At 66.3% G+C, this 24,386-nt stretch carries 27 protein-coding genes, 1 tRNA gene and 1 other RNA gene; 21 read left to right on the top strand and 8 right to left on the bottom strand.

Going from position 1 to position 24,386, the window contains the following annotated elements; all coding sequences use genetic code 11:
• The first annotated feature begins 28 nt into the window (after positions 1-28).
• The 5 genes from ACNPNP_RS08945 to ACNPNP_RS08925 all read left to right on the top strand — a co-directional run bounded on the left by ACNPNP_RS08945 (position 29) and on the right by ACNPNP_RS08925 (position 4,868).
• Positions 29-101: transfer RNA gene (locus ACNPNP_RS08945), tRNA-Val, on the top strand.
• A gap of 165 nt (positions 102-266) precedes the next feature.
• Positions 267-1,907 carry a SulP family inorganic anion transporter gene (locus ACNPNP_RS08940; protein ID WP_448965680.1) on the top strand — a complete coding sequence of 547 codons (1,641 nt, stop codon included), beginning with the start codon at positions 267-269 and terminating at the stop codon, positions 1,905-1,907.
• The gene (locus ACNPNP_RS08935) at positions 1,904-2,620 is read left to right on the top strand and encodes a GAP family protein (protein WP_448965679.1); all 717 of its coding nucleotides are present in this window, start codon (positions 1,904-1,906) and stop codon (positions 2,618-2,620) included. The genes ACNPNP_RS08940 and ACNPNP_RS08935 overlap by 4 nt, the downstream gene beginning before the upstream one ends.
• 62 nt (positions 2,621-2,682) lie before the next feature.
• Complete coding sequence (locus tag ACNPNP_RS08930; RefSeq protein ID WP_448965678.1) at positions 2,683-4,329, top strand: SulP family inorganic anion transporter; 1,647 nt, start codon at positions 2,683-2,685, stop codon at positions 4,327-4,329.
• A gap of 140 nt (positions 4,330-4,469) precedes the next feature.
• Positions 4,470-4,868 carry an SHOCT domain-containing protein gene (locus tag ACNPNP_RS08925; protein WP_448966155.1) on the top strand — a complete coding sequence of 133 codons (399 nt, stop codon included), beginning with the start codon at positions 4,470-4,472 and terminating at the stop codon, positions 4,866-4,868.
• A 77-nt stretch (positions 4,869-4,945) separates the two neighbouring features.
• On the opposite strand, the gene ACNPNP_RS08920 is transcribed toward ACNPNP_RS08925, so the two are convergent.
• Both ACNPNP_RS08920 and ACNPNP_RS08915 read right to left on the bottom strand, forming a co-directional pair.
• Positions 4,946-7,189 (bottom strand): winged helix-turn-helix domain-containing protein, encoded by a 2,244-nt coding sequence (locus ACNPNP_RS08920; protein WP_448965677.1) that lies wholly within the window; start codon positions 7,187-7,189, stop codon positions 4,946-4,948.
• An 87-nt stretch (positions 7,190-7,276) separates the two neighbouring features.
• Positions 7,277-8,362, bottom strand: coding sequence for an ATP-binding protein (locus ACNPNP_RS08915; protein WP_448965676.1), 1,086 nt, complete (start codon positions 8,360-8,362; stop codon positions 7,277-7,279).
• Between the two features lie 158 nt (positions 8,363-8,520).
• Here ACNPNP_RS08915 and ACNPNP_RS08910 point away from each other — a divergent pair, with 158 nt between their 5' ends.
• From ACNPNP_RS08910 to ACNPNP_RS08885, 6 genes are read left to right on the top strand one after another with little or no spacing between them, the layout of a single operon-like run.
• Positions 8,521-9,471, top strand: coding sequence for a DUF1214 domain-containing protein (locus ACNPNP_RS08910; protein WP_448965675.1), 951 nt, complete (start codon positions 8,521-8,523; stop codon positions 9,469-9,471).
• Positions 9,468-9,929, top strand: coding sequence for a DUF6325 family protein (locus tag ACNPNP_RS08905; protein ID WP_448965674.1), 462 nt, complete (start codon positions 9,468-9,470; stop codon positions 9,927-9,929). Before ACNPNP_RS08910 ends, ACNPNP_RS08905 begins: the two co-directional genes overlap by 4 nt.
• A 2-nt stretch (positions 9,930-9,931) precedes the next feature.
• The gene (locus tag ACNPNP_RS08900; RefSeq protein WP_448965673.1) at positions 9,932-10,255 is read left to right on the top strand and encodes an SHOCT domain-containing protein; all 324 of its coding nucleotides are present in this window, start codon (positions 9,932-9,934) and stop codon (positions 10,253-10,255) included.
• Positions 10,248-11,624: an LPXTG cell wall anchor domain-containing protein gene (locus ACNPNP_RS08895; RefSeq protein WP_448965672.1), complete on the top strand. Its 1,377-nt coding sequence runs from the start codon at positions 10,248-10,250 to the stop codon at positions 11,622-11,624. Before ACNPNP_RS08900 ends, ACNPNP_RS08895 begins: the two co-directional genes overlap by 8 nt.
• Positions 11,617-12,288, top strand: coding sequence for a GAP family protein (locus ACNPNP_RS08890; protein WP_448965671.1), 672 nt, complete (start codon positions 11,617-11,619; stop codon positions 12,286-12,288). Before ACNPNP_RS08895 ends, ACNPNP_RS08890 begins: the two co-directional genes overlap by 8 nt.
• Positions 12,289-12,320: 32 nt before the next feature.
• On the top strand, positions 12,321-12,848 hold the full coding sequence (locus tag ACNPNP_RS08885) for a hypothetical protein (protein WP_448965670.1): 528 nt from the start codon (positions 12,321-12,323) through the stop codon (positions 12,846-12,848).
• Positions 12,849-12,851: 3 nt separating this feature from the next.
• Here the strand turns inward: ACNPNP_RS08885 and ACNPNP_RS08880 are convergent, their stop codons facing one another.
• Positions 12,852-13,877 (bottom strand): NADPH:quinone reductase, encoded by a 1,026-nt coding sequence (locus tag ACNPNP_RS08880; RefSeq protein WP_448965669.1) that lies wholly within the window; start codon positions 13,875-13,877, stop codon positions 12,852-12,854.
• Between the two features lie 41 nt (positions 13,878-13,918).
• A complete protein-coding gene (locus tag ACNPNP_RS08875) occupies positions 13,919-14,413 on the bottom strand; it encodes a MarR family winged helix-turn-helix transcriptional regulator (RefSeq protein WP_448965668.1) in 495 nt (164 codons plus the stop codon).
• A gap of 113 nt (positions 14,414-14,526) precedes the next feature.
• Between ACNPNP_RS08875 and ACNPNP_RS08870 the strand changes: the two genes are divergently transcribed.
• The gene (locus ACNPNP_RS08870) at positions 14,527-15,285 is read left to right on the top strand and encodes an SDR family NAD(P)-dependent oxidoreductase (RefSeq protein ID WP_448965667.1); all 759 of its coding nucleotides are present in this window, start codon (positions 14,527-14,529) and stop codon (positions 15,283-15,285) included.
• A 19-nt stretch (positions 15,286-15,304) separates the two neighbouring features.
• On the opposite strand, the gene ACNPNP_RS08865 is transcribed toward ACNPNP_RS08870, so the two are convergent.
• Positions 15,305-16,144, bottom strand: coding sequence for an aldo/keto reductase (locus tag ACNPNP_RS08865; RefSeq protein ID WP_448965666.1), 840 nt, complete (start codon positions 16,142-16,144; stop codon positions 15,305-15,307).
• A gap of 49 nt (positions 16,145-16,193) precedes the next feature.
• On the opposite strand from ACNPNP_RS08865, the gene ACNPNP_RS08860 reads away from it, so the two are divergent.
• The 4 genes from ACNPNP_RS08860 (at position 16,194) to rnpB (ending at position 19,418) form a co-directional block, all read left to right on the top strand.
• A complete protein-coding gene (locus tag ACNPNP_RS08860; RefSeq protein ID WP_448965665.1) occupies positions 16,194-16,568 on the top strand; it encodes a YchJ family protein in 375 nt (124 codons plus the stop codon).
• Between the two features lie 45 nt (positions 16,569-16,613).
• The gene (locus ACNPNP_RS08855) at positions 16,614-17,345 is read left to right on the top strand and encodes a zinc ribbon domain-containing protein (RefSeq protein ID WP_448965664.1); all 732 of its coding nucleotides are present in this window, start codon (positions 16,614-16,616) and stop codon (positions 17,343-17,345) included.
• Positions 17,342-19,036 (top strand): bifunctional 3'-5' exonuclease/DNA polymerase, encoded by a 1,695-nt coding sequence (locus tag ACNPNP_RS08850; RefSeq protein ID WP_448965663.1) that lies wholly within the window; start codon positions 17,342-17,344, stop codon positions 19,034-19,036. Before ACNPNP_RS08855 ends, ACNPNP_RS08850 begins: the two co-directional genes overlap by 4 nt.
• Positions 19,037-19,050: 14 nt before the next feature.
• An RNA gene (gene rnpB, locus ACNPNP_RS08845) (RNase P RNA component class A) lies at positions 19,051-19,418 on the top strand.
• Positions 19,419-19,433: 15 nt separating this feature from the next.
• Here the strand turns inward: rnpB and ACNPNP_RS08840 are convergent.
• Entirely contained in the window at positions 19,434-19,817 is a 384-nt protein-coding gene (locus ACNPNP_RS08840; protein WP_448965662.1) for a tyrosine-type recombinase/integrase, read from the bottom strand.
• Between the two features lie 104 nt (positions 19,818-19,921).
• On the opposite strand from ACNPNP_RS08840, the gene ACNPNP_RS08835 reads away from it, so the two are divergent.
• On the top strand, positions 19,922-20,443 hold the full coding sequence (locus ACNPNP_RS08835) for a hypothetical protein (protein ID WP_448965661.1): 522 nt from the start codon (positions 19,922-19,924) through the stop codon (positions 20,441-20,443).
• A 416-nt stretch (positions 20,444-20,859) separates the two neighbouring features.
• On the opposite strand, the gene ACNPNP_RS08830 is transcribed toward ACNPNP_RS08835, so the two are convergent.
• The gene (locus ACNPNP_RS08830; RefSeq protein ID WP_448965660.1) at positions 20,860-21,360 is read right to left on the bottom strand and encodes a hypothetical protein; all 501 of its coding nucleotides are present in this window, start codon (positions 21,358-21,360) and stop codon (positions 20,860-20,862) included.
• A gap of 218 nt (positions 21,361-21,578) precedes the next feature.
• Positions 21,579-22,085 (bottom strand): hypothetical protein, encoded by a 507-nt coding sequence (locus tag ACNPNP_RS08825; protein WP_448965659.1) that lies wholly within the window; start codon positions 22,083-22,085, stop codon positions 21,579-21,581.
• A 119-nt stretch (positions 22,086-22,204) separates the two neighbouring features.
• On the opposite strand from ACNPNP_RS08825, the gene ACNPNP_RS08820 reads away from it, so the two are divergent.
• The 4 genes from ACNPNP_RS08820 (at position 22,205) to ACNPNP_RS08805 (ending at position 24,200) form a co-directional block, all read left to right on the top strand.
• A complete protein-coding gene (locus tag ACNPNP_RS08820) occupies positions 22,205-22,735 on the top strand; it encodes a hypothetical protein (RefSeq protein WP_448965658.1) in 531 nt (176 codons plus the stop codon).
• 14 nt (positions 22,736-22,749) lie between these two features.
• Positions 22,750-23,043 carry an HNH endonuclease gene (locus tag ACNPNP_RS08815; protein WP_448965657.1) on the top strand — a complete coding sequence of 98 codons (294 nt, stop codon included), beginning with the start codon at positions 22,750-22,752 and terminating at the stop codon, positions 23,041-23,043.
• 50 nt (positions 23,044-23,093) lie between these two features.
• Positions 23,094-23,240, top strand: a complete 147-nt coding sequence (locus tag ACNPNP_RS08810; RefSeq protein WP_448965656.1) for a hypothetical protein — start codon at positions 23,094-23,096, stop codon at positions 23,238-23,240.
• A gap of 822 nt (positions 23,241-24,062) precedes the next feature.
• Entirely contained in the window at positions 24,063-24,200 is a 138-nt protein-coding gene (locus tag ACNPNP_RS08805) for a hypothetical protein (protein ID WP_448965655.1), read from the top strand.
• Positions 24,201-24,386: the final 186 nt, after the last annotated feature.

Genomic DNA, 24,386 nt, shown 5'->3' with positions numbered 1-24,386 from the left:
CCGCGACATGGATAGACTGAACGCACCAGGGCCTTTAGCTCAGCTGGTAGAGCGCCACGTTTACACCGTGGATGTCGTCGGTTCGATCCCGGCAGGGCCCACCTAGCAGTCGAGGCTTCACAGCGACGCGCGCGGCTCGCACTCCGGGGCGCGGGATCAGTCGGCTCATGCGTTACGCATGAAATCAGCCACGGACTCCGCATCTCCCGCGTGCTGCGCGCGAGTATGGACGGGGTTCGCACTCGCGCGCCGGACAGGAGCGCGGTATGCAGCGGCCATTGCAGGGCCTTCATCGTGGGAACCTCCTCCGTGAATCCGTCGTCGGACTCACGCTCCTCGCGATCGCGGTGCCGTTGAACATCGGCTACGCGCAGATCGCCGGGCTCCCCGTCACGGCCGGGCTCTACGCCCTCGTCGTGCCCACTCTCGTGTACGTCGCCCTGGTGTCGTCGCGTCAGGTGGTGGCGTCTCCGGATGCGGCAGCGGCGGCGCTCGTCTTCTCCTCGCTCGTGGGATTGGGCGTCGGGCAGGACGACTTCGCTGACATGGCAGCGGCCCAGGCGATCCTGTGCGGGTTGGCACTCGCGATCGCCTCGGTGCTGCGGTGGGGCTTTCTCGCGAACTTCCTCTCCAAGCCCATCCTCATCGGGTTCATCGCAGGTCTCGCCCTCGAAGTGCTCGTGAGCCAGGTGCGCAAGATGCTGGGAACGCCGGCCCATGAAAGCGCCGGCTTCTTCCGGGAACTCGCCGACCTGGTCACGCGTGTGCCCGAGGCGTCCATCCCGTCCGTTCTCCTCAGCGCAGGCGCGCTCCTCGTCCTCCTGCTCGGACGGCGAGTGCTTCCGAAGGCGCCGTGGGCTCTGATGGTGCTCGTCATCGCAACCGTGATCACCGCCGTGTTCGATCTGCAGCAAGTGGGCGTCGCGGTCCTCGGAATCGTCGAGGCCGGGCCGCCTCAGTTCGCGTTTCCCACTCTCGGTCTCGGGCAATGGCTCTCGCTGATCCCATCGGCGCTGGCGCTGGCGCTCGTCACGATGGCGGAGGGCGTGCTGTTGTCGCGCTCGTATGGAGAACAGCGCGGCTACCGGACCAGCGCCGACCAGGATCTCCTCGCGTTCGGGGCTGCGAACGTCGCAGCCGGACTGTCCATGTCCTTCGCCGTCGGCTCGTCGACATCACGCACCGCAGCCACGGATCAACTGGGATCGCGGACCCAGTTGCCGAGCGTCATCATGGCCGGCGGTGCTGTGGCGCTCCTCGTCTTCGGCACCGACGTCCTGGCGCAGATTCCCTCGCCGGTCATCGGCGCGGTCGTCGCCGTCGCGGTGATCAATCTCCTCGGGGCACGTGAGTTCAGGAAACTGGCCCGCACATCGCCGTACGAGTTCGCCATCGGCATTCTCTGCCTCCTCGGGGTGCTCGTACTCGGCCCGCTGCAGGGTCTCGCCGTCGCGTTCGTACTGTCATTGGTCAACCTCGCCCGGCGGGCGGCGGCTCCGCAGATCGACGTCCTCGGGCCAGGGCCTGCCGTCACGTACACCGAGGTGATCGACAACCCTCCGTACGGCGAACCACTCGTCGTCCGGCTCTCCGGCCCGATCTTCTTCGCGAACGCGGCGGCGATCTCCGAGCGGGTGACGCGCATCGTCGAGTCCGCGGACGAGGACACGACAGCGCTCATCCTCGATGCCCAGGGCATCAGCGACATCGACGTCACCGGTGCGGATGACCTCCGCCGTCTGCTCCTCGCTCTTCGCCAGCGCGGGATCGCCGTGGTCCTGACCCGTCTTCGGCCGCCGCTGAGAGAGCGGTTCGATCGATTCGAGCTGTTGGACGGGATCCAGGAGTTCGCGACGAATCGCGAAGCCGCCGCGTGGGTGGGGAGATCGAAGAGGGGTGCCTCATGATCGCTCTCGCCTGGGAACTCGTGCCGACGCTCTTCGGCATCGTCGCCAGTCCGCTCGCGATCATGGCGCTGATAGCGACACTCCTGTCCGCCCGCGCACGGGGTAACGGAGCGGGCTTCCTCGTCGGCTGGATCATCGCCGTCGCCGTGGTGGTGATCGGGGTGTATCTCCTGGCAGGAGAAGCGCGCCAGGCCGACAGCGTCGAGGCCGCACCGCTGTTCGGCGTAGTCCGGCTGATCCTCGGCGTGCTCCTCGCTGCCGGAGCTGTGTGGACGTATCGCCGTGCGCGTGCGAGCCTCGCGGCGATGGCGAACGCCGCGACGCCCGAAGAGATCGCTGATGCCGCACCGCAGCTTCCCGGCTGGCTGCAGGCGGTGTCCCGCTTCACCCCGGGGCGCTCCCTGTTCCTCGGGATCGGCATCTTCGCGTTGAATCCGATCAATGTGTCATGCGCCATCGCCGCGGCGCTGGACATCCAGGACGCCACCCTCGATGAATCGAGTGCGGCGGTGGTCCTCGTGGTCTTCTGCCTGCTGTGCATCATCCCCATGGCGGCGCCAGTGGTGCTGCTCGTCGTGAAGGGCGCGGGCGCGGAAGCGCCGCTGCAGGCGCTGCGCGGGTGGATCGTGAAGAACAACGGCGTCGTGAGCGCCTGCTTCCTGGCGATCGTCGCCTTCTCTCAGATCCAGAAGGCGATCCAGACATGGGTCTGAACAGACGAGATGCCCGACTGGTTCTGCATCGCTACCTCAGTCGTTTCGGAGATCGTCGCACGATGCGCTCCGACCTTAAGGCCGGGGTCGTCCTCGGCGTCGAGAGCGTGCCTGACGGGCTGGCTGCGGGCATCCTCGCGGGGCTGAATCCGCTCCACGGACTGTATGCGTACATGTTCGGCACCTTCGCCGGGGCACTCACGACGGGGTCGGTTTTCATGTCCGTCCAAGCGACGGGTGCCATGGCGGTCGTCGTGTCCGATGTCGATGCCGGGCTGCCGTTCGGGCTCTCCACGCGCGGGCTCGCCACTCTCGTGCTCCTGGCCGGCGCTGTGATGCTGGTGCTCGGGCTGGCGAGGCTCGGCACGCTGGTCCGTTTCATCCCGACCGCAGTTCTCGTCGGCTTCATGAACGCGGTGGCCGTGAACATCATCCTCGGACAGCTCGACAACGCCACCGGCCGTGTCGCGGAGGGCGATAACCGCGTCCTGCGTGCGGTAGACGCGGTGCTGCACATCCTGCATTGGAGCCTGCCGACCGTGCTCGTCACGGTTCTCACCGTGGTGCTGATCCTGTCACTTGAGCGCACCAGGATGGGGACCCTCGGGATGGTCGCCGCAGTGTGCCTGGGATCCGCCGCGGCATGGATACTCAACGTGCTCATCCCCGGTTCAGTGCAGACCATCGGGGCCCTGACCGACGTTCCGCGGGGTCTCCCCGGGATCGAGCTGCCCGACCTGTCGATGATTCCCGTCCTCATCGTGCCCGCCTGTTCTCTTGCGCTCGTGGGGCTGGTGCAAGGCGCGGCGATCAGCGGCTCGATTCCCAATCCGAACGGCAGATTCGCGGACGCATCGGCGGACTTCCGCGGCCAGGGGATAGCGAACCTCGCGGTGGGTCTGTTCCAGGGGATGCCGGTCGGCGGTTCCATGTCGGCCACTGCACTCGTCCGCACCGCTGGTGCGCGATCTGCTCTGGCCAATCTGAGTGCGGCGGTCGTCATGGCCGTCGCCATCCTCGCCGCTGGTCCTGTGTTCGAGCACGTCGCGATGGCGTCGTTGGCGGGGCTGCTGATCCTTGTGGGCGTCCGGACCTTCAGGCTGCACCAGATCATGCTGGTGTGGCGCACCGGCCCGGTGCAGGCGACCGTTCTCGGGGTGACGTTCCTGCTCACGTTGGTGGTGCCGTTGCAGTACGCGGCTCTGTCCGGCGTCGGACTGGCGGTGATCCTCTACGTCATCCGCCAGTCGAACCGCGTGGTGGTGAAGAGATGGGAATTCGACGAGGGCGAGACCATGCCGCGCGAGACGAAGCCCCCGGCTGTGCTCGCGGAGGGCGGGACTTGCGTTCTGGTGCCGTACGGGAGCCTGTTCTTCGCAGCCGCACCGGTCATGGAGCGACAGCTGCCTGAAGTCCCGGAGAAGCTCGACGGCGGTGCTGTGATCATCAGGCTCCGAGGCAAGGACGAGATCGGCAGCACCTTCCTGAAGGTGCTCGAAGCGTATTCCACACGCGTGAGCGACGCCGGTGGCATCCTGATGCTCGCCGGAGTGAGCTCGACGGTGTCCGACCAATTGCGTGCGACGGGCGCTCTGAAGCGTCTCGGAGAGGACCGGGTCTTCCCCGAGCGGGCGAGGGTAGGAGACTCCATCCACGAGGCCGTCGACGCCGCCGACCGGTGGAGAGAGGGACGAACTCATCCACAATGAACGAAATCACCCGCTGATCAGCCCCGAATCGTCGACGGCGTGACCGAGCGCCCATAGGCTCTGTGCGCCCCCGTCGAATACCGACCGGGATCGAAGCGCTCGGCCTAGCCGAGCAGGCGAAAGGTACTGCTTTGAATATTGTGGAATCCCTCTGGGATGTGCTGGTCCTCTTCTTCTGGGCTTTCGTGTTCCTGTCGTCGATCATCGCCGTGGTGATGGTTCTCACGGACCTGTTCCGGGACCGTGCGCTGAACGGGTGGGCGAAGGCCGCCTGGATCCTGTTCCTGGTGTTCGTGCCCCTCCTCACGTCTCTCGTGTACCTGATCGCTCGGGGCGGCACCATGTCCGACCGCATCAACGACCAGGCGCGTGAAGCACGAGACGCGACCGACGCGTACATCCGTGATGTCGCGGGCGCCAGCCCTGCAGACGAGGTCGCGAAGGCGAAGGCTCTGCTCGACGCCGGCACGATCAGCACCGAGGAGTTCGCGGCTCTCAAGGCGCGGGCCATCGCCGGCGCGACCGTTCCCGCGGCCTGAGACGCCGGAGTGGGGACGGGTCATTCGGCTCGTCCTCACACCATCAGGATCACCGCTCGGTCATCACGAAGAACGCGTCAGGAGAGCAGGCCCAGACCTCTGGCGGCCTCCACTGCGGCGCCTCGGCGCTCAGCCGCCAGCTTCCGGTAGATCGATGACGCCTGCGAGCTGATGGTGGCGCGTGACAGGTAGAGTCTGCGACCGATCTCCTCGAGCGTGAGGTGCGTCTGCAGATATGGCAGCAGCCGCATCTCCGCCGGAGTGAGCACCACTGCCGGTGCAGCGGCGACAGGCGTCTGCGTGCGGCTGCCCTGCAGGAAGTCCTCGACCTCTCGTGCGAGTGCACCCATCTTCGGGCGTCTGTGCATGAGCAGAACCGCCTCGCGCGCGAGCTGGACGGCTGCTGCTTCATCGCCGCGCGCGCGGAACACCAGCGCGAGCTGCAGGCGCGCGCGCATCGCGACGTGGGGGAACGTGTGCGTCGACTGCACGCGCGCACGCATGGCTCGCGACAGCAGCGTCGATGACGCATCGTCAGCCGCCTCGTGTGCGACCCGAGCGGCCACGGCGAGCGCGAGCACGATCATGGGGTAGCCCTCGAAGGGGGTTGCTTCGACAGTCCGCAGGCCGGTGTCCGCATGTCTCGCCGCGCCATCCCAATCGCCCCGGTCAGCGGCGAGGATGCTGAGATTGGCGTGGCTCAACAGGAGTGCGGTGGTGTTGCCCATGATCGTGCACGCATCGACCGCGTCGGTGAGGTCGCGTTCCGCGCCGGGAAGGTCCGCGTTCAGGAGCCGGGCCTCACCGCGAAGATACAGTGACGGCCCGTGCCATGGCGTGCCGGGAGGAGCATTCTCGGCCGCGAACAGCGCGTCCCGCAGCATCTCCTCCGGGCCATGAGCGCACAGCGACGCACGAACAAGCGCTCGTCCCGCCTCGAACGGCGCACGTGCGGCGGGTTCCAGCACGGCGGCATCGACGTGTTCGAGTGCCGCGGCTCTTATCTCGGCTGCGGGGCTCTCTCCGAACAGCGCCGACTTCCATGCCGACATCACGGCCAGCGGGGGGCAGGAGATCACGACGGCTTCCCCGAGAGCGCTTCCCCAACGCTCGAGCGTCGCCGCGTCCCCGCGCTGGAACATCGCGAGCGAGACGCGTGCGGCGCTGTTGACCGCGCGGGTGGTCTCACCCGCCTCGATGAGGTGCTCGATCGACTGCCGCGCGACGCCGTGCGCCTCGTACCAATCCGCCGCCCGCACGTGCAGAACACGCACCCGCTGACGGTCGCGCCGCTCCCCTTCTCGCAGGAGGAACTCCCGGAACAGCGCGTGATACCGATACCACTGCTGTCGGCCGTCGATCGCGCTCAGGAACAGCCCGAGCGATTGGGTGGTGTGCAGCATGTCGAGCGATGTCGTCGACTCGCGCACGAAGTCGCACAGCTCCGGGGACATCTCGTCGAGAACCGCGGTGTCGATCAAGAAGTCCTGCAGCTCGGGCCGCAGTCCCGCGAGACACTCACGGTAGAGGTAGTCGGCGATCGGGCCGCTGTCGCCTGTGATCTGTGATCCTGGCGCGTCCATCGAGGTGAGCGCGGACAGGAAGACGCCCGCAGGCCAGCCCTCACTTCGGTCGAGGGCCGCCGCGATGACCTCCCGAGACACCGGGCCACCGTTGCGGGTGAAGATCTCCTCGACCTCCTGATGATTCATCCGCAGTTCGCCGGCGTGGAGATCGAAGACGGTTCCGCCGACGCGCATGCGGGCGAGGTACGGTTGCGTCTCACGGCTCGCTATGACCACCTGCGAACCCTCTGGCACGCCCTGGAGGGCGACGATGAACGCGTCGAGGCAGTCCGCTGAGGATGCGAGATGGAAGTCGTCGATGAAGAGGACGAAGGGGACCGTCGCTGAATGCCACATGCGCGCCAGCAGAGGCGCGGATCGTGCAAGCAGCGTCGTCTTCGTGCCGCGCATCTTCGAGGCCAGGGTGGACCCGTCCGCGGTGATGTGCTGCGTCGCCGCCGCGAGAAGCGACAGCAGCGCTCCCGGGTCGTCATCGAAGCGATCGACGGTCGCCCAACAGACGACGCGCTTCTCGGTCTGGGCCCACTCAGCGAGCAACGTCGACTTGCCGTATCCGGCCGGCGCAGTAATCGCGACGATCCGGCGCCCGCTGTCGCGCGCTTCACGGATGAGCAGATCTCGGCTCACGGAACCAGGCAGCGGTGCACCGACGGCTGTCTTGCTCTCGAGAAGAATCTGTTCGATCTCGGGCACAGCACCGTGCGCGACATCAGAATCAACGGGAGCGACGGTCACATTCCGGATGCTATGCCCTGACGCTCTCCGGCCCCAAATGCGGCACGCTCGGGCGTCATCATGCTGCGGGCGGCACGGTGAACCGATTCATCCCCGCAACGGTACTGCTACGTCTCCTCCTGCTTCCTCGGTGAGACGCGCGCCCATCTGAACGAAGGTCGGCTCGGCGACGAACCCACCGGCGAAGAGCGCCTGGCCCTGGCGGAACGTCTGCGACCGACGGATCGCGTCTTCAGGGGCGAACCCGAAGACCTCGGCGAGCTCGGCGAGGTCGCGTGGGGCATTCACCCGCATGAGCCCGAGGTTGTCGCACTGAGAGAGCACGTTCGGGTGGATCTTCGTCGGCCGCTGCGTCGACAGCAGCAGCCACAGTCCGAACTTCCGTCCCTCGGCGGCGATCTGAACGAGCTGCCGGCTGAGCGCCTGCTCGACTTCGGTCCGAGGATCCGGAGGACAGAGATTGTGGGCCTCATCGATGACGATGAGCAGCGGGCGGCGCTCCTCTCGTCGCGCCCAGAGATGCTCCAGCACGGCGAGAGCGGCGACCTTCGGCTCTGCCGGATGATCGAAGCCGCCGAGATCCAGCACGGTGGCCCGCGGCCGCTCGTCGATGGCGTCGACCACGGATGACGTCCCGCGGGACCACAGATCCCACTTGAGCACCTGAAGGTTCTCCATCCGGTTCGCCAGATGAACGCGAGCCGGCTCGTCGCTCGAGCGCAGAGTCCGCACGGTCTTCGCCGCATCGAACCCCTGCGCATCGGCTTCCCCATGGAGGAGGACGTTGTACTCCTCGGCGTCGCGGATCGGGTCCATCTGCAGCACAGCCGCCTTCGCCGCGGGGGAGAGGTCGACATACCGAGTGTGGAGGGGTGATTCGCGATCCGGCCCGGAACGGAAGACGCGGATATCGAGATCAGCGATACGGGCGGCCTCTGCATCGTCGGCGGCGTCCCGCGTCTCCTGCAGACGGACAAAATCGGCATTCGGATCGAGGATCAACATCGGCAACTCGGTGTGCAGCAGGAGCTGCTCGAGAACGACCCCGAGCGCGTACGTCTTGCCGCTGCCGCTCTGTCCGCACCAGAAAGTGTGCCGGTTGAAGCGCCTCGGGTCGAGGTGAGCTGTCACGGAAGGATCGTCGAGGGCGGTGCCGATCTCGAGTGCGGGCATGGAGTCCTCCATCTCGGGTGTGCTCCCACAGTGCACCCTCGCGCCCTACGGCGCACCCTGATTCATCCTGTTCGGCGAGAGTTCATGCGTTGCGGATGATGCGCGCTCGGCGCGTGCGGGCGACGATTGCAGAGCATCCCAGAATCGAAGGGCCTCCCATGACCGACACCTCCACCGTCGTCACATTCGTGAACTTCGCGCGTATCGAGACGCTTCGAATGTTCTCGGCGATCAGCGCCAGCGCAGGCGGCGCCAACCGCTGGAACCACTACCGGGTCCCGACTCCCATCGACCAGCAGACCGTGATCCGCATGAACCGGGACACCCTCTACAGTGCTGCCATCATCGACGTCTCCCAAGGAACGACGATCACGATTCCCGACACCGGCGGACGATACGTGTCCGTGATGCTCGTCAGCGAGGACCACTTCATCAACCGAGTGCTCCACGAGCCAGGCGAACACCGTCTCACGGCGGAAGACCTGGGCTCCGAGTTCGTACTCGCGGCCGCGCGCATCCTGGTCGACTCGGACGACGAGAACGACGTCGCGATCGTCAACGCACTGCAGGATCAGCTGGCGCTGTCGTCCGTCGCAGGGCGCGAGCTTCCGGCTCTCGAGTACGACGCCGAATCCTTCGCCCAGACACGCGACGCCGTGCTCACACTGGCGAAAGGCCTCCCCGACTTCGATCGGGCGTTCGGGCGCGCGGATGCAGTCGATCCGATCCGTCACCTGCTGGGGACGGCATCCGGATGGGGCGGACTGCCGGAGCAGGAGGCGTTCTACATCAACGTCGAGCCGGGGCTCCCCGTCGGCGAGTACACGCTGTCGGTCGGCGAGGTGCCCGTCGACGGGTTCTGGTCGATCTCGCTCTACAACGCCGGCGGCTACTTCGAGCAGAACGATGCGGGCCGCTACAGCGTCAACAACGTCACGGGAGTCCGAGACGAGGACGGCGCCATCACCATCCGCTTCGGTGGGGATCCGTCCGCACCGAACGCCCTCCCGTTGAGCGAGGGATGGAACTACCTCGTCCGCCTGTACCGGCCGCGACCCGAGATCCTCGACGGCTCATGGACGTTTCCGACCATCGGCGGAGCCGAGTGAACGCCGCGTCGGATGCGGGGGCGTCCGAGTTCGGCGCCATCGAGCTCTTCATCGTCACCTTCGAAGGCGATCAGCCCGATGCCGGCGTCCTGTCGGCTCTGCAGGCCATCAACGACGAAGGGTCGGTCCGCCTGGTCGACCTGGTCGTCGCCATCCGCACTGAAGAAGGCGATGTGCGGGTGAGTGAACTGGCCGAACTCTCGGGGGATCTCGCCGGGGAGGTCGAACTGTTCGCCGAGGGACTGATCGGCGAAGAGGACATCGCGGATGCGGTCGAGGGCGTAGCCCCTGGATCCGGTATCGCCCTCGCAGCTCTGGAGATGCGTTGGGCCACGCGTCTCTCTTCCGCTCTCGCGGCCGCCGGCGGTCACGTCGCGCACGTCGCGCTCATCCCCGGCCCAGTGGTGAACGAGCTCGTCGCCGGCGGCCAGATGGCGTCGACGACGGGAGAGGACTGATCATGCCATTCATCGCACGCCGCGGACGTCCGGGTCTGCTCGGCATGGCAGCCCGTACCGCTGTCGTCGCAGGCACCGCCACAGCGGTCAGCGGCGCTGTGGCCCGCAATCAGCAGCGTCGCGCCATGGAACAGCAGGCGCGCATCCAGCAGACACCGGTGCCGCCGGCACCGGCGCCGATCATGGCGCCGACCGCACCGCCCGCAGCCGTACCCGCCGGAGATGACTTCTTCGCGCAGGTGGAGAAACTCGCCGCGCTCCACAGCGGAGGCATCCTGAGCGACGAGGAGTTCGCTCTCGCCAAGCAGCGGCTGCTCAATGGCTGACCACCAGCCGACCAGCGCCCCCACAGAATCGGTGGAGGCGCTGCTGGCTCGGGTGGCGGCGCTCGAAGCCGAGAACGACGCGCTTCGTGAGCCCAATCCCTCCTCAAGGAGAGGCACACGCTCTCCCATGCGCGCGACCTTCGCGAGCGTGCTCATCGTCGCCGGCCTCCTCGCGGGCACGGTGGGCGTCGTAGCCGCCTACGCGAAGCAGCAGTTGCTCGACACCACGAACTTCGTCGCGTCGTTCGCGCTGCTGGCGGATGATCCAGCAGTGCAGGGCGTCGTGTCCGATGCCGTCGTGGTCGCGATCGACGACGCGGTCGACATCCCGTCCCTCACGTCGGACGTCATCGACGGAATCCGCGATCTCGGGCTGCCCCCGCGCGCTGATGCCGCGCTCGGCCTGCTCGAGGCACCCGCCGCGCAGGGGCTTCAGGGGCTAGTCGACTCCAGCGTCGACGCGATCGTCACTTCCGATGCCTTCTCCGCCACGTGGGAGCAGGCGCTTCTGATCTCGCACACCCAGATCATGGCCACCCTGCATCACAGCGATGACGCAGCCCTAGCGATCTCCGACGGCGCGCTGCACCTTCAGATCGGTCCGCTGGTCGCGGAGGTGAAGGAGCGGATGCTCGAGAACGGGATCACGCTCGCCGATGCCATCCCCGCGGTCGATCGCAGCATCCTGCTTGTCGAGAACGCATCTCTCGAGCAGATCCGCACTGCCACCATCGCGGTGGACTCAGCAGGCACCTGGCTGCCGTGGCTGTCTCTGCTGCTCCTCATCGGCGGCGTGCTCGTGGCACGTCGACGGCGACGAACCGTGATCGTCGCCGCGGTCGCGTCTGCGGTCCTGATGGGTGTCGTCGGGATCGGCATCAGCGTCGCCCGCGGCATCCTCGTGCGCACTGCGGATCGTGGTCAGAGCGTGATGACGGGTGATGCTCTGGGCAGCTTCTTCGACGCCGCGACCGGTGTCATCTCCCAGATGGCGCTGGCGATCCTCATCCTCGGCGTCGCGGTCGCCCTGAGCGCATGGCTTGCAGGACCGTCGTCGTCGGCGCGCAGGATCCGCGTCGCCACCGGCGCCACGGCTCGTGGCGCCCGCGTGCTCGGCGAACGCCGCGGGATCAGCACCGGTCGAGTCGGCGAATGGGCTGACGCTCATCACTCCGCGATGCTCGCCGCCATCGGCGTCATCGCCGCAGCCGTGATCCTCTTCACCCGGCCGCTGTCGTCGACCGTCATCACCTGGACGACCGTCGGCGCGCTTCTCGCCCTTCTCCTCCTGCAGTTGGTGCGCAGGCCCGCTGCGGCCGAGCCCGCTCCCGCAGCGCTCATCGAACAGGAACACGACCGACATGCTTGACGCCCTCAGCAGCACCCTCTCCAGCGCGGTCGCCATCGCGGTCAGCCCGATTCCGATCATCGCGGTCATCCTGATGCTGATGACGACACGTGCCACCCGATTGGGAATCTCGTTCCTGCTCGGCTGGTTCCTCGGCATCGTCGTCGCGATCGCGGTGACTGCGGCACTCTCCGGCGTGCTGCCTGAGCCGACAGGTGACAGTCAGCCGGTACTCGGCAGCATCATGCTCGTCATCGGGCTCGGCCTCCTGTTCCTTGGCTGGCGCCAGTGGAAGTCGCGTCCGGCTCAGGGAACCACTGCCGAACTGCCGAAGTGGATGACGAAGATCGATGCGCTGAAGGCGCCGGCGGCCTTCGGCCTCGGGTTCGCCCTGGCAGCGGTGAATCCGAAGAACCTCCTCGTCGCGGCATCCGCCGGTGCAGTGATCGGCAGGAGCGCGCTGAGTCCGGCGGAGTTCGCCGCAACCGTTGGCGTGTTCTCGCTCGTCGCCGCTCTGAGCGTTCTGCTCCCCGTGCTCACGGCCTTGGTTGCGCCGCAGACGGCCGTCAAGGCGCTCAATGGGATCCGCTCGTGGTTGACGGACAACAACGCGGTCATCATGACCGTGCTGCTCGTGGTCATCGGGTTCAACGTGATCGGCAAGGGCCTGGGGATGCTGGTCTGAGTTCGGGCACGTCAGCGGTCTAGGCTCGGCACATGACGAGCGCGCCTTCCGAGGATCATCCGATGCTTCGCACCCATCGTGTGCTTCGCCCCGGATTCGGTACTGAGGCCGCGGTCTACGGAACGATTCTCGTCAGCGGGCTCATCGCCGTCTCCTCTGCCCACGGTGAGACCTCCGCCGTGGTGCTGGTGACGGTCGCGGTGACCGTTCTCGTGTTCTGGGCGGCCCATGTGTATGCGGGGGCCGTTGCGCGACTCGGCGCGGAGGACGAGGCGCACGTCGGAGTGGGCGTCGCCGTCGCCCGTTCGGTGCGTCACTCGCTCGGGATGCTGAGTTCTGCCGCTGTGCCGGCGCTGGTGCTCTTGGCCGGGACGACCCGACTGATCCCGGATGACGCGGCGAACGAGATCGCGCTGTGGTCCGGCACGGTGATCCTCGCGTTCCTCGGGTACGTCGCGTTCCTCCGCCGTGGAAGCGGAATCATGGTGCGGATCGCCGGCTCGGTCGTGACCGCGTCATTCGGTGCGGTCTTCGTCGTGCTCAAAGCACTCGTCCACTAGATGTCAGCGGTCCTCCGCAACTCGGATGAGCACTTTCCCGATCGCCCCGCGCTGAACCGCGTCGTGAGCGGCGGCCGTCTCCTCTAGCGGAAACCAGGTGAGGGGGAGCCCGGCCTCCTCTCCGACAGGAAGCGCGTCGTCCTCCAGCGCGGTCGTGATGTCCTTCACCGCCGCAGCGAGAGCATCCTCGCCGACCGTGTAGAGCAACAGCCCCTGCCAACGCGTGTTCTTCGCGAAGGTGGCGATGATCGGGATGGTGATCGTGTCGCCCTTGTCGTTCGCGTAGAACGCGATCGAACCGTGGTTCGCGACCACGGCGACGTCTAGGGCCGCGTTCATCGCGGGCGAGACCTCGACGATGTGATCCACGCCGCTGGGCGCGACCTCGAGGATGCGCTCGGCCAGTCGTTCGTCGGGATAGCGGAACACATGGTGGGCACCGGCTGCGCGGGCGAGGGTCTCCTTCTCATCGCTGCTCACGGTCGTGAGAACGGTCGCTCCTGCCCAGACGGCGAGCTGGATCGCCGCGTGCCCTACCGCTCCTGCCCCGCCCTGCACCAGCACGATGCGACCGGAGAGGGCACCTGGTGCGAGGCGCGAAGGGCCGAACTCGTGCACGGTCAGCGCGCGATGCGCGGTCATGGCGGGAACGCCGAGGCTCGCGGCGACGTCGAAGTCGATACCGTCCGGGAGACGTACGGCGCGGATGGCGGGGACGATCGTCACGTCCTGCGCGGTACCGGTCGGACGCTCATGCGCGGCGAGGTACAGCCACACGCGATCGCCCACCTGCAGATCTGCGACGTCGTCGCCGACGGCATCCACGACACCGGCGCCGTCCTGATTCGGCACGACATGATCGAAAGGCATCGGCGCTCCCGTCGATGCACGCGCCTTCCAGTCGGTGGGATTCACTCCGGACGCATGGATGCGGACGCGCACCTCACCCGGACCCGGCCGCCCCGCCTCGCGCTCGATCAATGTGAGCGTCTCGGAGCCGCCCTTGTCCGTGTACACGATTGCTCTCATGTCGGTTGCAAGGCGCAGGCGTCTGCGGGTATTCCGTGACGTCAGCGAAGTGCGGCGGGTCGCCAGCCCTCGTCCTCGCGGATCGCGCCGAGGATCCGACGGCTGATCGACGTCAGCTGCTTCGCCTGCGCGGCCGACAGTGGATCCATGACCAGCCGGCGCACGATCTTCACGTGACCGGGGCTCGCCTGCTCGACCTTGGTCATCCCCGCGTCCGTGAGCGTCGCGAGCGTGAAGCGGCCGTCAGCCGGGTCGGGGGCCCGCCGCATCCAACCCCGTTTCTCCAGACGAGAGGCTGCGCGTGAGAGACGGGAGAGCGAGCTGTTCGCGTAGTCGGCGAGCACGCTCATGCGGAGGGTCGTCTCGGGGGCGTCCGCGAGGGCGTACAGGATCCCGTACTCGAAGTGCGTCATCTCGGAATCGGCGAGCAGCTGCGCATCGAGCGCTGCGGGCAGCCACTCGAGGAGCGTGGCTAGAGACGACCAGGTCGCCAGCTCATCGTCGTCGAGAGCCGCGGAGTCAGGAAGATCGGACATGCCAGCAGACTACGCGATTGACTTGCGCAGTCAAGTCAAATGATGGAGCATGACTTTACTGAGAAAGTGATTGGGGCGAGATGGAACTGAAATTGCACGGCAGGAAAGCGTTCGTGAGCGGATCGACGCAGGGGATCGGCTTCGCGATCGCGAGCGCGCTGCTCGACGAAGGCGTGTCGGTCACCATCAACGGCCGCAGCGAGGAGACGGTCGACGACGCGGTTCGTCGACTGAAGGCACGGGATGCCGGCGCCGCCGTCACAGGGATCGTCGCGGACTTCGGGGATGAGGGGCAGACAGCGCGGCTGATCGCAGAGCTGGGTGACGTCGACGTCCTGGTCAACAATGTCGGGCTGTTCGAGCTCGCAGCCTTCAGCGATATCGGCGACGACGATTGGCAGCGCTACTTCGACGTCAACGTCATGAGTGCGGTGCGCCTCTCGCGACACGCCCTCCCGAAGATGCTCGAGAAGCGTTGGGGCCGCATCCTCTTCATCGGCAGCGAGTCAGGCGTGAACATCCCGGCTGACATGGTGCATTACGGCGTCACGAAAGCCGCGATGCTGGCGCTGAGCAACGGGTTGTCTAAGCTCACTCGCGGTACCGAGGTGACGGTGAACACGATCTTGGGCGGCCCGACCTACTCCGACGGCGTCGCAGACACCGTGACCACGCTCTCGCAGGCGCAGGGCATCGCGGAGGATGCGATGAAGACGGCCATCATCGGGGAGAACAGGACGTCGCTGCTCCAGCGCTTCATCGAACCGGACGAGATCGCCAACCTCGCGCTCTACCTCGCGAGTCCGTTGTCGTCGGCGACCAACGGCGCGGCCCTGCGAGCAGATGGCGGCGTGTTGACGACCATCGTCTGATCTCCGACGGTGCCGCCGCTCAGGACTCCTCGTGCGACCTCGGGTCGGCGTCGAACAGGCGGCCGTCCGCACGCCCCAGAGCAGTGATCGCGGCGACCTCGGCGTCGTCGAGGACGACGGATGCTGCGGCGAGGTTCGCACGCTGGTGCTCCAGCGACGAGGCCTTCGGGATCGCGACACTCTGACGCGCGACGTGCCAGGCGAGTACGGCCTGCGCGGGCGAGATGTCGTGAGCGGTCGCGACCTCGACGATCACCGGCTCCTCGAGCAGCGCCTTCGCGCGTCCGATCGGGCTCCACGCCTCGGTGATGATGCCGTGCTCGAGGTGGTACGCGAGCTGCTCCTCCTGGGGGAAGTACGGGTGCAGCTCGATCTGGTTCACCACGGGGCGCACACCGGTCTCGTGCTCGAGGCGCTCCAGGTGCTCCGGCAGGAAGTTGGACACGCCGATCTGCCGGACCACGCCGCGCTGCTGCGCATCGACGAGTGCCGTCCACGCCTGCACGTACTCGTCCTGGATGGGGTTGGGCCAGTGGATCAGGTGCAGATCCGTCGCGTCCAGGCCCAGACGGAACCGGCTCTCCTCGATGCTCGTGCGCGCCTTCTCGATGGGGTGGTGGCGGCCGGGGAGCTTGGTGGTGACGATGACCTCGGAACGATCTGTCGTCGCATCCGCCACGCCGCGCCCTACGGTTCCCTCGTTCTCGTAGTTGAACGCCGAGTCGATCAAGCGGTAGCCGGCGTCGATTCCCGCGGCGCTCGCCGCAGCCCCCTCCGCGCCGTTGAGGCGGTACGTTCCCAGCCCGATGGCGGGGAGGGTGAAGCCGTTGTGGGCTGTGCGGGTGGGCAGAGCGGTCATCGTGTTCTCCTTCAGGTTCGCCCATCAGCGTACGCGGCACAATGGACACATGCGATGTCCCTGCCTCTCCGGCGACACATTCGAGTCGTGCTGCGGCCCGCTGCTCTCCGGTGGTGCGAAAGCACCGACGGCAGAGCGTCTCATGCGTTCGAGATTCACGGCGTTCGCGGTCGGGGATGCTGCGTATCTTCTTCGTTCCTGGCACGCGTCGACCCGGCCGCTCGACCTCGACCTCGACGACGATCTCCGATGGACGCGCCTCGACATTCTCGAGACCGAGGCGGGCGGTCCGTTCGATTCCGCAGGGATCGTGTCGTTCGAGGCGTTCTACAGGGAAGATGGTGCGCAAGCATCGATGAAGGAACGCAGCCGGTTCATCCGCGAGGACGGGGTCTGGTCGTACGTCGATGGCACGCCCGGCTGAACGATCCGATCGTCGGATGTCCACGGGCGCGGGTAAGTTGGAGATGTGAACGCCAGCCCCGAGCATCAGCGCCTCCTTCTCGACGTCGCCGACCTGGATCGCCGTATCCAGCAGGCCGAGCGCGCACGCACCACGCCGCCGCAGGGGCCGCGCATCAACGAGCTCGCGAAAGAGCGCCAGGAGCAGCTGCGCGAACTGACGGCCCTCACCGGCGCCCGCGACGACGCCCGCACCGAACTCGCTCGACTCGAATCCGACGTGAAGCTCGTGGAGCAGCGGCGCACGCGCGACTCCGACCGGCTGGCCGCCACCACCAACTCGAAGGATGCGCAGGCGTTCGAGCACGAGCTCGCCAGTCTCGCCAAGCGGGTCAGCGACCTGGAGGACATGGAGCTCGAAGTCATGTCGCGCGTGGAAGAGGCCGAGGCCGCCGTCGCGGCCCAGCAGGCTCTCATCGATGTGACCACGGCGGAGGGAACCGAGCTCACCGCGCAGGCGAAGGCGGCGGTGGCGGCGGCGACGACCGAGGGCGAGCACCTCGCGCGTGATCGCGCGGCCATCACGGGGACCATTCCCGCCGACCTGCTCGCCGACTACGAGCGCCGCGCATCTCGTGGCATCGGCGTCGGCCTGTTGCGCCGCGGAACCTGCGAGGGGTGCCGAATGATGCTGTCGGGAACGCATATGAGCGAAGTGCGTCAGGCAGCGCCCGACGCCGTGCTGTCCTGCCCCGAGTGCGGCGCCATCCTCGTGCGCACCGACGAATCAGGCCTGTGAAGGGGGCGTCCGCATCGGACGCGAGAATCCTGCTGGCGTCCGCCGGCAGCGGTGACTTCATCGCCGTCGAGCTCGACGCCGATGGCGCGGAGCGCGATCGCATCGAACTCCCGCGGGCCGACCTCGTCGAGTGGGTGCGCGACACCGAAAGCACGCGGTCCCCGCGCTGGGTGATCCGCAGCGCGAGACAGCTGTACCCGCGGTTGCTGGGCGAGGGTGTCCTCCTGGCGCGGGCGCACGACCTGCTGCTGTGCCATGCGATCCTCAGGGACACCGACAGCGTGGCGCGCCCGCTCGCGCCCTCCGCGGACTGGCTTCCACGCGACGCGGATGACGGCGCTCCGGCGCTGTTCGACCTGATCGCGCGACCGTCCGGCGACTCCGTGGATGACCTGCTCGAGCAGTACGGCGAACAGTGCCGGGTGATCGCGTCGGACAAGACGGGTCGGCTGTCGCTGCTGTGCGCGGCGGAATCGGCAGGCGGATTGATCGCCGAGGAGATGCGCGCGGGCGGAGTGCCGTGGGATGCCGAGGCGCACGACCGCATCCTCGTCGATGTGCTCGGTCCGAGACCTGCGGGTGGCGGCCAACCCGCGCGCATGGCCGAACTCGCTGAGAAGGTGCGCTTCCACCTCGGTGACGCGCAGCTCCACCTCGACAGCCATGTGAAACTGCTCCGAGCGCTGCATCGCGTGGGCGTGAACGTCGAATCGACGAGCCAGTGGGAGCTGAGCGAGGTGGCGCATCCGGTCATCGAGCCGCTGCTGGCCTACAAGAAGCTCTCGCGCCTGCTGAGTGCTAACGGTTGGGCGTGGCTGTCCGAGTGGGTGCACGACGGTCGCTTCCGCCCCGTGTACATCCCCGGGGGCGTCGTCACCGGCCGTTGGGCGTCATCTGGCGGGGGAGCTCTGCAGATCCCGCGCATCCTCCGCCCTGCCGTGCACGCGGATGAGGGCTGGATGCTGGTCGTCGCGGACGTCGCCCAGCTCGAGCCGCGCATGCTGGCGGCGATGGCCGGTGACAAGGCGATGGCAGAGGCGGCCAGGGGGCGTGATCTCTACGCGGGCGTCGTGGCATCCGGGGCGGTGGCCACGCGTGAGGAGGCGAAGTACGCCGTGCTCGGTGCGATGTACGGGGCCACCACTGGCGACAGCGGGCGATTGGTTCCTCGACTGCGCAAGGTGTACCCGCGGGCCATGCGGCTCGTCGACGATGCCGCCCGCACAGGAGAGGACGGCGGGGTGGTGTCGACGAGCCTCGGCCGGTCCTCGCCTCGTCCCGATTCGGCATGGCAGGCCGCACAGGGCGATGCGAGTGGTGCGGACGTCGACCCGATCCAGGTGAAGCGCGCGCGGCAGAGTGCGCGCGAGCGCGGCCGGTTCACCCGAAACTTCGTGGTGCAGGGCACGGCCGCCGAATGGGCGCTGATCTGGCTCGCCGAGATCCGGCACCGACTGCGCGGGCTTCCGGAAGCGTCGACTCCGGCCGCGGCATCCGGGCCCTTCGCGCACAACGCGCATCTGGCCTTCTTCCTCCACGACGAGGTCATCCTGCACGTTCCCGCGGAGTCCGCGGAAGCCGCCGCAGACGCCGTGCGGCAGGCAGCCGCCGTCGCGACCCGACGGTTGTTCGGCGGGTTCCCGATCGATGTGCCGCTTGACCTGCGAATCGTCCGGACTGCGGAGAAGTAGACTGGAAGTGCGAATGGGTCGGCCGGACGGTCGCGTTGCGGGAGACCGCACCGAGGAACGTCCGGGCTCCACAGGGCAGGATGGTGGGTAACACCCACCCGGAGCAATCCGCGAGAAAGTGCCACAGAGAGCAGACCGCCGGGGCTCGCCCCGGTAAGGGTGAAAGGGTGGTGTAAGAGACCACCGGGGGTCATGGTGACATGACCCGCCAGGTAAACCTCGTCCGGAGCAAGGTCAGACAGAGGATGTTGACGCGGCTCGCCGAGTCCTCGGGTAGACCGCTGGAGCGGCACGGCAACGTGTCGCCGAGAGAGATGGCCGTCGAAGGGAATCCTCGAGAGAGGCCCCGGAACAGAACCCGGCGTACAGGCCGGCCCATTCGCCCAGTCGCTTCTGATCAGGTATTGCTTAGGATTGCTGGGTGCTGCGTCCGCAGGGAATCCGCAGAAGTTCCGAGAACTGAGTCAACGGCCTCGCGCGTTCGGTCGTCAGAGTCCGCCCATATGTGCCCGTAAGTGTCGAGAGTCTCCGTGGCAGATTTGTGTCCAAGCCGTGCCTGAACCGTCTTCACCGACTCTCCGTACCGGATGAGCAGACTCGCGTAGTAGTGGCGCAGCGCGTGCATACCCGTGCCCGTGTCGTCGTTCAGTCCGACAGGCCCCGCGACTGGGCGCCAGATGTGCCCGAACCTCTGCCGCGTGATCGGCCGACCCATCCATGTGAATAGCAGCTCCTGAGCGCCATCGCGATCGGCGTTACGATCCGGTTCGGAGTCGCGCAACTCGCCGCCACGGGATCAGCGAGCGGCTGAGTCGATACGCTCCGGCCACTGAGGCGTCGGGAACGAGGGCGTACGGTTACATCACCTGACAGAACGGACGGGCAATGCTTCTCACCAAGGACGAGAATGACCGAGCGCAGTATTTCGACTACGAGCTCCGAGTGGATGGGAGCGACTTCGCTCACGTGCCGGTAGGCGAAAAGCACTACGTGCCGTGGTACGGGCAGCTGCTCAGCACGCTGCTGGTAGTCATCGGCACCGAGGATGTCCTCTACTCACAGACCGACTACGTCGACGGGGAGCCGGCGGCGCGCTTCGTGCTCTTCACGGCCGATCTTGTGGTGGTCGTCGACGTCAACGACGTCAACGTAGACGACGCGGACGTGTCCACCCGCCTCATCGGGCGAAAGACCCTCGAAGCACTCGATGTCGCGGCAGACCAGCCTGTGGGCACCAGCGGTTCTCTCGCGTACGCCTGGCCGGGCCACCTCGAAGTGCAGGCGACCTACCCGGGGCTCGGTGACGTACTCATCCTCAAGGGCGATGGGGCGTCGAAGATCAAGTCCGCTGACCAGGGGCCGCTGTTCACGCTGCTCGCGGGCCTGCGGAGCGACCTGAGCTCGTGACGACAGGCGGACGGCGCTACCCGTCCGCTCCCCGTTGGCAGGGCCGATAGTGCTGCAGGGAAGGGGGACAGTCCTGATGCCCACGGCACGCCCAAGACTCGCTATGTACCGTTTCTCCCAATGCTGGACACGATGCCCTAGACGATCAGCAGACGGATCGATCAGCACGTGTACCGACACGCCGAGCAGTCAGTCCTTGGCGATGAGTACTTGCATACCGCAAGGTGAGAGTAGACAAGTTTCCGAGAGCACTCTGCGCTCGCTGGGGGCCGTTAGTTCCGTACCTGGGACCTGACGGGTCTATCCGTTCGATGTCTACGCCGAGAGCGCATACGGTGGCTGTACGCACAAGCGCACTGACACCTGGGAACAGGTCACCTGCGCTGACTGCTGCGCCGGACGACGAGCCGAATTGGCTACTCGGTGTAAAGGTCGTCTCGCAACGAAGCGAACAGCTCCTTTTCAGCCGTGAGATCTGGCTGCGCAGATGTCGAATCAGTCGGCTTGATCGTCACAGGACGAGGGAACCCGTCGTAATCCACGGTGAACTCAAGCCCGGTGAACAATCCAGTCGATGCGGGAAGAGTGGTCTGAAGATCACTCAGCTTCGAACGTCGAACCTGATAGCGAGTAATCGACCCGAGGTTGCCGGCGTCGTCACGTGGGATGACAGCCAGAACCGCATACTGCTCGGTGAGGACGAACACATTCAGCTCCGTCGCATCAGCGAGGAAACGGAAGCCACCATCGGCGACAAAACCGAACTCGGTGTACGTGATCGTTTCACCATGTAGCCACAACTCGAGGATCTTCTGCAGTTTCTGAATTCGCGGCGGGTAGCCGTTGTACTGGTGATCAAGCGGTCCCCATCCCTTTGTGCGCGCTGCTTCAAGCTTTGAAATCTCGGACTGTTCCACCGGGGCTCCATCCCATAGGCGCATTGGCGCGCACTCCTAAGCATAAGAAGGACTACGGACACGCGGCGTGTCGCAGTTACTCGGCCCCGCTGTCACCCCAAAACTTAATGATCAGCAGGAATGACGGAACGCCCCCACCTACGTCCCAGGTCAGGGCATTCGTCGTTTCCTGCATTCCCATCCCCAGGCGGTCGGCTCCCCAAGCCGGCCGCCCATGGTCAGAAGATCTGCTGACCTCGTTGGCTGTACTGCCCGGATGCTCCCATTGGGCTGATCCAGTGAACTTCGAAACCAGCCCTGGTCCGAATGTATTGGTCGAGGACGTCGTCCTTCTGGGCGCCAAGGGGACCGTCCTCATGCTGGGTAGGCTCGACCCGATCGAAGTGCCACACGCGCTCGGTATCACCACTCTCTGCCGGATCGAGGACGATCGTGACGTCGCACGCCACGGTGTGCCCCACGTTCGTAAGCCGAAACACTCCCTGATCTGGGCTTACCTCTACGTAGGCGCCTTCCCAACGGACATCGCGGAACTCCTGCGCCCGAGCATCTACCCGAGCTTGAAGATCGAACGCTTTCGCAGCGGTGTCGTTTGCGGACTCTGCCAGGCCATTGGCTCGCTCAGATCGTCCGTTCGCCCGGATCGCGACGATCCAAGCACCTACTCCGCCGATGGCGCCCACTGCTCCGCCGATCGCGCCTAACCAAGCGCTCACACTGTCCATGCTGATGAGCGTACAGAACGATGTCGAGCCGACCGGCCCGACGCGGAGACCACCATGCCGATTCGCGTGTGCTCAGTCCACGGATGCCCCACCGGCCGACCGCACGGCATGATCGACTCATGACACCAGATCACATCCGCGACCTGCTCATCGACATCCTCATTCCGGTGACCTCGATCCTCGTCCCAACACTCATCTCGGTCAGCCTCTACCGCGCGGAGCGCCGCGCGGCTGCTGCCGACCGAGCACGGGAACGGCGCCTCGAAGCTGGCGCAGAGATCGCGAAGGCACTTGCACCTCTCGCGACCTTCGACGCGACTTCTGAAAACCTGAAGCCGATAATGACCGAAGCGCGAGGACGGATCACCATCTACCGGGCATGGACTACGCCCGGTGACATCGTCGGTGAGTGGCTCCCGCTCCGCTTCAGGGAGCTGATGAAGATATGGGGCACAACGTTGGGGTCATTCGATCCGCGCGGCATGCCGGTTGGCGCGGTCATGGATGCACAACTCCCAGCCCACGCCTCGGCCGCAGACATGGTGGAGAAGTTCACTGGGTGGCTGGCAGGACACGTGACTACTGAACAAGTCCGTGAAGACGGCGCGAGGATTCTCCGCGACAACCCGGATCTCGCAACGCCGATCTGAGCCGAGGGGTGGCCGTGAGAGAACTGCATCACGGCCGCGGCTACAAGGCCTACCGCCGCAAGCGTGCCGCACTGAAGCGACGCGTCGAACGTGAAGGCCTCGTCTGCGGGCAAGGGGGGAACTACGGATGTGGCGAACCGTTCGACCTGTCGATCGCGTATCCGGATCCGATGAGCTTCAGTGCTGACCATGACGAAGCGCTCAACAACGGGGGACACCTCGTCAGGCAGGACCTCGTACCGATGCATCTCGGCTGCAACAGCCGGAAGGGTGACGCGGCAGAGGGAGAGATCTGGGAAGCTTCCTGAACTACCGGACGAACAGAGCGGCGAGAACTGCGTCGAGAGAAGCGACGGCGATGGCGAGTGAGCTCCACGCCATCGCACGCGTGAACCGCTCCGACTTCTCCGCATCCGCACGTGCCGCCCGAGGCGGAGCTCACGCCGTCGATCCGACATCCGCGAGCGTCACGGCGTTGCCCTATACCCAGCACCGGAACGTCTGATCCTCGGCCACGAACTGAATGCCGGCCGCGTGCGGCGTCGTCCGCATCAGCGCGGCGTCGACTCGGATCGCCTCCGGTCCGAATCGCACCCATGCGCGGACGCGTTGGGGGCGCGGGTAGATTGTCACCGGCTGACTTCTGAGGTCGAGCTCACCTTGTGAGAGCAACTGCAGTGGGCTGGCGGTCGCGGCTTTTAATATCGCCCGCGCGGCCGCGCGTAGATCGTAGTGTTCCGCGAGCCTCTTGCTTGTCCCCATGCCGGTCCCTTTCCCCGGCCAGAAACAGATTCTACGCGCGGCGTGGGACGTCAGCCACCGTGAATGTTAGGGCCGTCGTGGTCCGGGAACAGTGGTCCCGACATCGCCGATTCGATGCAACCGCACTCCGGAGACTCCCACCCCGCATCCACCTCGCGCAGCAGCACACCGTCGACCAGCACGTTGGGTGTCCAGATCGTCCATCACTCACTGTTCCTCATCTGATCCTGCGCGGGCTGATCTCGGGTGTCGATCATCGCATCGTCAACCCATCGCATCACGTCGGAGCGACGGTAGAGAGTGATGTGTCCAGGGGCTCCGTAGGCTTGCTGTAGCGTGGGCCCTTCCCCGATGCACGTGGATGTTTTAGATTCGCGACGGTCAAGCCCGGCACAAGCTCGCACACCATCGCGGGCGAGAGGAGGGGATCTACGATCGACACGGCTTCAGACGGGAATGTGAGCGCACCCCGACAGCGTACGGCCGATCTAGGCAGGATGGGAACGTGATCCCTGAGATTTGGTTGTCCCCAACTCAGGTCTGCGAGCTCTGGCCAGGTATGACAGTGACGCTGCTGCAGCGCATGAGTGACGAGGGGCGCGGGCCGGCTTACTCGAAGACGGGCAAGAACATCACGCCCGCCGAGAGCGACCTGCACGACTATCTTCGATCGCGTCGCGTCAGCACCAGGGATCAAGCCTGAGTCCGCAGAAAGTCCGCAGAAAGTCCGCAGAAGTGTCATTTTACCCCAGTACTGGCCAGCAGTCGTCAACAAGGAAATGCCCGGTCAGTCATGAGTGTCAACATCTGCCGACTATCCCCATTCCGCTGCGTTCAGAACCCGGCGTACAGGCCGGCCCATTCGCCCCATGAACGTCGAAGGGCTCGG

The organism is Microbacterium xerophyticum, from assembly GCF_053543555.1.
Note: the sequence above shows the minus strand (reverse complement) of the source record. Positions and strands in the feature narration are given on the sequence as shown.